Here is a 4,836-nt window from a genome sequence, read left to right on the forward strand (position 1 = left end):
CGATGAAAATCGACGACACCACGCTGACGATGTCGGCCATCGAGACCGGAGCGATCACATATTCGGAAATGCCGTTGCGGATGAGTTCCCGGTAGAGGCCGACATCATTGTAGTGGCCGATCACCACCACCTTCGACGTCGGATCGCAATATTCCGAAAGCTGGGCGAGTTGTTCCAGCAATTGCTTGGGCTCGCTGCGCGATTCCAGCAGGATCAGATTGGGCGTCGGCGCCGATTGGTAGAATTCGATGGCAGTGGGAACACCGCCCATGTGGACCTTGAGATGCGCCTTCGTCATGCGACGGTCCTCGCCGGCGCGCTCGACCGGGTTGGCAACACCCTCGGTCTCGCAGAATGCCTGGATCGAGATGCGCGGGATCGGCCGCAACGCCTGCATCGCGGCGATGTCCTGCTGCGAGGTATCGCTGCCGTCCACCGGGGCGTCGTAGGCAAGGTTGCTCATCGTCATGCTCTCTCCCGTGGCCTGTTCTATCCGAGATTTGCGGCTCAGTACGTCACTTCCGAATTGCCGAGGAACTCTTCCGAAATGCCTCTCTTTTGGTAAACATCGATGGCTTGGCTACGATTTGCCGGATCAATATTGGCAGATTTACGCGGGCCGAGCAGGTCGGCGGGATTGGCCATCTGGGCGGCAAGATTGTTCTGATAGGAGCAGCCGAAGTCGGCATAGTGCTTGTTCTCCGATGTCTCCATAAGATCTTCGGGCCAGCGGCCGCACTTATCGGTCTGGGCTTTCACCGAGATATAAGCAACGCGAATCGGGGCAGAGGCTTCGGCGGAGGCGGACTGATAGGAGGTCACGACAATCCGATTGCGCTTGATGCCGCTGGCAACCGCCAGCCGGGCGAAATCGCGGGCCGCCGTGGTCGCGGCGACCTCGTTGGCCGATCCGCTCGGGACCTGGATCGTCAGCGTCGGGGCGGCACTTCTGTCATAGCCATCCAGGAAGCCAAGAAGCGTATCGCGCTGGGAGCCGGTCATGCCGCGGTCACCGGCGCCGACAGGCAGGTCGATCTTCTGATTCTTCTCGGCGATGACGATCGGATGGTTGGTGCGGTAATCGTCCGGAATGGCGCCGACCGTGATGCTGTCGCGCTGGGCGCAGCCGGCGAGCAGCGCCGCCACCGCAACCGCCAGGACAGGAACGGCTCGCCGGCAGACCCGTGAACGGCCGAGACGGGTCGTTGCGGCGATGGTGCTTGCCTTCAATGCTGACTGAGACATGTCCGCTTCCCCGCTTACTTGTAGATGAAGCCGACAACGCCGTGGTAGCGGCCATTGGGCTTGTCGGTCTGCATGGTGCCGTAGACGCGATTGACGCGGCCAAGGAACATGCCGGCGCCATCGCTGGCGGCGTTGAAATTGTCGTCCGGCTTGGCAAGGTCGTTGCGCGCCACCGGCTTAACCAGATAGGGCGTGATGATGATGACGAGCTCGGTCTCGTTTCGCACGAAATCCCTGCTGCGGAAGAGCGCGCCAAGCACCGGGATCTTTGTCAATCCAGGCAATCCGTTGACGGCTTGCCTGACATCGTCGCGAACCAGGCCGGCGATCATCATGGAGCCACCGGATGGCAATTCCACCGTTGTGTCGGCAAGGCGCTTGCGCAGCGACAGGGCATTCATGCCGGGACTCGTCACGCCTGAGGAGAACGATACGGATCCCTCGGTTGTCGGCTCGGAAACCGACGTCCTGACTTTCAAACTTATGCGGCCGGGAGACAACACAACCGGCTGGAATTCCAGGCCGATGCCGTACTCGATCTTTTCGACGCTGTAGGTCTTCAGGCCGGTCTGGTTGTCTTGCGATACATTTGCCGAGACACCCGTGACCATATTGTATTCACCGCCGACCTTGAAGGTTGCCTTCTCGCCCGACACAGCCGTCAAGGTCGGCTCGGCCAAGGTCTTCATCACCCCGGACTGCTCCATAGCGTTCACATAAGCCTGCAGTCCTGAAGCGCCGATTTGAAAGCCGGAATTCGACAGCTGTTTGCCGAGACCCGTGAAGTTGTCGCTGATTGCGCCGTAACTAATGCCGTTGCTGCCGCCGCTGCCAACCATGTTGACGCCGAGCTGCTTCATCACCGAGCGGCTGACTTCGGCGACCGTGACCTTCAGCGTGACCTGGTCGTCGCCAATGATCTGGATCAGGTTGACGATCTGGCTGGTGCGGCGCTCCTGGTCCGGATTGTTGATGTCGACACCGCTCTGGGCCGAGCCGCCAGCCGCGGTCTGCGAATATTGTCCCGTCGTCGCTTCACCACCCGACACGAACATGTTCGCCAACTGTTCGGCGCGCTTGGCATCCAGGGGGGTATCCACGGTTCCTGTGAGAACGACGTTGTCGTTCAGCAGTTCCACCTTGACAGCCGACGTCGGCAGGAAGCGCCTGATATAATCTTCAAGGCCGGCAACGTCGCGTTCGACGGCCAGGTCCAGGCTGACGATCTGCTCGCCATTGGGGCCGAAGACAAAGATGTTCGTCTCGCCGACCGCCTTGCCGAACAGATAGATGCGCCTTGCGGTGCGGGTCACCGCATCGGCAACCGCCGGATTGGCGACGAGAATGTCATAGGCATCGCTCGGCAGGTCGATGACCACCGACTTGTTGAGGCCGAGCTTGACGCGCTGGGTGGCCGTCGATGCCGTGACCTGCGCGTTCTTTGCCTCGACGACGCTGCCTTGCACATTCGTTCCGACGAGCAGCAGGCCGAATGCCGCGGCTACGATTGCCGGCAGTTTGCCACCTAGCTTCATTTCCTTGCTCCCACTTCGGAAACTTCGCCCGACTTGATCAGCCTCACCGTTCCCCTGCGGCCATTGCCGGAAACGAGATAGTCGGCCTCACCCACATTCTTTTCCTGCGTGTCCGCGACCGCCCGCAGCGCCAGGGTCAGGCGATCCGCCATCTGCTGGGCGACGGTGATAATCTCCGCCTGCTTGGGCGTCAGTTCCAGCGTGGCGGTCTGGCCCACCCTGGTCTTCTTGCCTTCCTCGTCCTCCTGAATGGTCTGGTCGATGGCCAGGACGCGGATGTTCTTGAGGATGGTCTCGGTGTTGAAGCCGGCGGCACCGCTGGCGGCATCGGCCCTGCGGGTCATGATGACGTCGACGAAATCGTTGGGAAGAATGAAGCCGCCGGCCGACGTGTCGGCCGAGATGGCCGTGGCGACCGCCCGCATGCCGGAAGGCAGGATCGACGACATGAAGCTCTGCCCCTCCCCGATCAGCTTGGAACGCCGCAGCGGCTCTCCGGCATACATCGCCACACGGGCAATGGAACCCTTCAGCTTGTCCAGCGCCTCGGGCTCGGCGGTGCGGGTGATGAAATTCGCGTTGACGCCGTCGGCGGGCCAGGATTGCCAGGCGATGTTGTTTTGGATCGGGCTGCCCATCGGAACGTCGCCTGAAAGCACAAGCACATCCTGGAGTGCCACTGCCGGGGCCTGGGGAGCGGAATCAACGACGACCTGGGGCGGCGGTGCCACCATGTTCTTCGCGACATAGCCAGCGCCACCCGCCGCGGCCACCGCCACGCTCAGAATTATCAATCGCGATGCTGGCATCTGTCCGAACCCTTGCCCTGGCAAACCACGTAGCCAAGCCGGACTTTGCAGCGGCAATCGTCAAAACAAGGTTAATGTAATGCTTACGATCGTGATTAATTTAACGTTTACATAAATTAGCCGGACTATAGCCGGACCGGCCAAAACAGCCGGGCCGACCCCGTTGAGAACGGGGTCTCGGCAATGCTGACAGACAATAAAATAATATCGTGGTCAGGCCGCCAGCCTGGCCAGCGCCCATATCATCAAAGGCGAGTCCGGATAGGTCAGCAACCCGCCAAGGCCGAGCGCGACGCCATAGGGAACGCCTTTTGCCTCGTCGGCGAAATGGCGCAGAAACGGATTTTGGCCGGTAACGGCCGCAAGCATCGACTTCCGGTAGAGGATGATCGCGAGCGTCAGCAGGCCGCCGATGATTGTCGAGGCGACAAGATACTCCACGAGATTGACATTGAGGCCCATCCACATCGCGGTTGCGGCCAGAAGCTTGGCGTCGCCGCCGCCCATGCCGCCTATTGCAAACAGGCCGAACGTCACGGCCAGGACCAGGGCGCCGGCGGCGAAATGTCCGCCATAGGCCGCCCAGTCCATGCCTGTAAGGGGCGCGACCAGCGCGAAAACGACGACGAGCAGCACCGGCACGCGGTTGGCGATCGTCATCGACAGCATGTCGGAGATCGCGGCAAACAGCATGCAGAACGGAAAGACGACGAAGATCAGGGCTTCAAGCATCGGCGCCACGCCTATTGTCCGATTTTATTGGGCTCAATCTAAGATATGTTCGATTAACGATTGATGAGGCCAGGAACGAAAAGACGACCTATATTGGCAGCGGCATAAAAAAGGCCGCCACGCGGCGGCCCTTTTCCAGAAAATGCGATGCAAGTGCTCGGCGATAAGCCGATCAGCTGCCGGTCGGCGCGTTGTTCAGGGTGCTGCCAATGTTGGTGAACTTGGCATTCAGCGCATTGCCGAGCGTGCCGGCGCCAGTGATGATGGCGAGCGCGATGAGAGCGGCGATCAGACCATATTCGATAGCGGTCGCGCCGGATTCGTCCTTCACAAAACGTGCGATGAGATTAGACATTCGAGAGCTCCTACTCCACGTGTTACAGCACTTCCGTCAACTTCTGTGATGGTTGATCGGATGCTGCCAATCTAGGGAGAAGCTCTTTCGATCGGCTTAAGAAACAGCCTTACCGATTCCTTTCCCGGTTCGAACATATTGCGTGGTTAACTTCGGGCTA

General features: G+C 60.3%; 5 protein-coding genes and 1 pseudogene. All 6 read right to left on the reverse strand.

Going from position 1 to position 4,836, the window contains the following annotated elements; translation table 11 throughout:
- A pseudogene (locus EOA22_RS24360) lies at nucleotides 1-469 on the reverse strand (CtpF protein); the annotation flags it as partial.
- A gap of 38 nt (nucleotides 470-507) precedes the next feature.
- Entirely contained in the window at nucleotides 508-1,245 is a 738-nt protein-coding gene (locus tag EOA22_RS24365) for a pilus assembly protein CpaD (RefSeq protein ID WP_013533682.1), read from the reverse strand.
- 14 nt (nucleotides 1,246-1,259) lie between these two features.
- Nucleotides 1,260-2,780, reverse strand: coding sequence for a type II and III secretion system protein family protein (locus tag EOA22_RS24370; RefSeq protein ID WP_013533683.1), 1,521 nt, complete (start codon nucleotides 2,778-2,780; stop codon nucleotides 1,260-1,262).
- Nucleotides 2,777-3,589 carry a Flp pilus assembly protein CpaB gene (gene cpaB / locus EOA22_RS24375; protein ID WP_013533684.1) on the reverse strand — a complete coding sequence of 271 codons (813 nt, stop codon included), beginning with the start codon at nucleotides 3,587-3,589 and terminating at the stop codon, nucleotides 2,777-2,779. Before cpaB ends, EOA22_RS24370 begins: the two co-directional genes overlap by 4 nt.
- Before the next feature lie 213 nt (nucleotides 3,590-3,802).
- Nucleotides 3,803-4,321 carry a prepilin peptidase gene (locus tag EOA22_RS24380; RefSeq protein ID WP_013533685.1) on the reverse strand — a complete coding sequence of 173 codons (519 nt, stop codon included), beginning with the start codon at nucleotides 4,319-4,321 and terminating at the stop codon, nucleotides 3,803-3,805.
- A gap of 172 nt (nucleotides 4,322-4,493) precedes the next feature.
- Entirely contained in the window at nucleotides 4,494-4,676 is a 183-nt protein-coding gene (locus EOA22_RS24385; protein WP_013533686.1) for a Flp family type IVb pilin, read from the reverse strand.
- Between the last annotated feature and the right edge of the window lie 160 nt (nucleotides 4,677-4,836).

Source organism: Mesorhizobium sp. M7A.F.Ca.US.014.04.1.1 (genome assembly GCF_003998745.1).
In the GTDB taxonomy this organism is placed as follows: domain Bacteria; phylum Pseudomonadota; class Alphaproteobacteria; order Rhizobiales; family Rhizobiaceae; genus Mesorhizobium; species Mesorhizobium ciceri.

What these genes read in the sequence shown, in the direction of transcription:
- EOA22_RS24365 (WP_013533682.1), bottom strand. Translation starts at nt 1,245, where the DNA reads ATGTCTCAGTCAGCATTGAAGGCAAGCACCATCGCCGCAACGACCCGT.
- EOA22_RS24385 (WP_013533686.1), bottom strand. Translation starts at nt 4,676, where the DNA reads ATGTCTAATCTCATCGCACGTTTTGTGAAGGACGAATCCGGCGCGACC.
- EOA22_RS24370 (WP_013533683.1), bottom strand. Translation starts at nt 2,780, where the DNA reads ATGAAGCTAGGTGGCAAACTGCCGGCAATCGTAGCCGCGGCATTCGGC.
- EOA22_RS24380 (WP_013533685.1), bottom strand. Translation starts at nt 4,321, where the DNA reads ATGCTTGAAGCCCTGATCTTCGTCGTCTTTCCGTTCTGCATGCTGTTT.
- cpaB (WP_013533684.1), bottom strand. Translation starts at nt 3,589, where the DNA reads ATGCCAGCATCGCGATTGATAATTCTGAGCGTGGCGGTGGCCGCGGCG.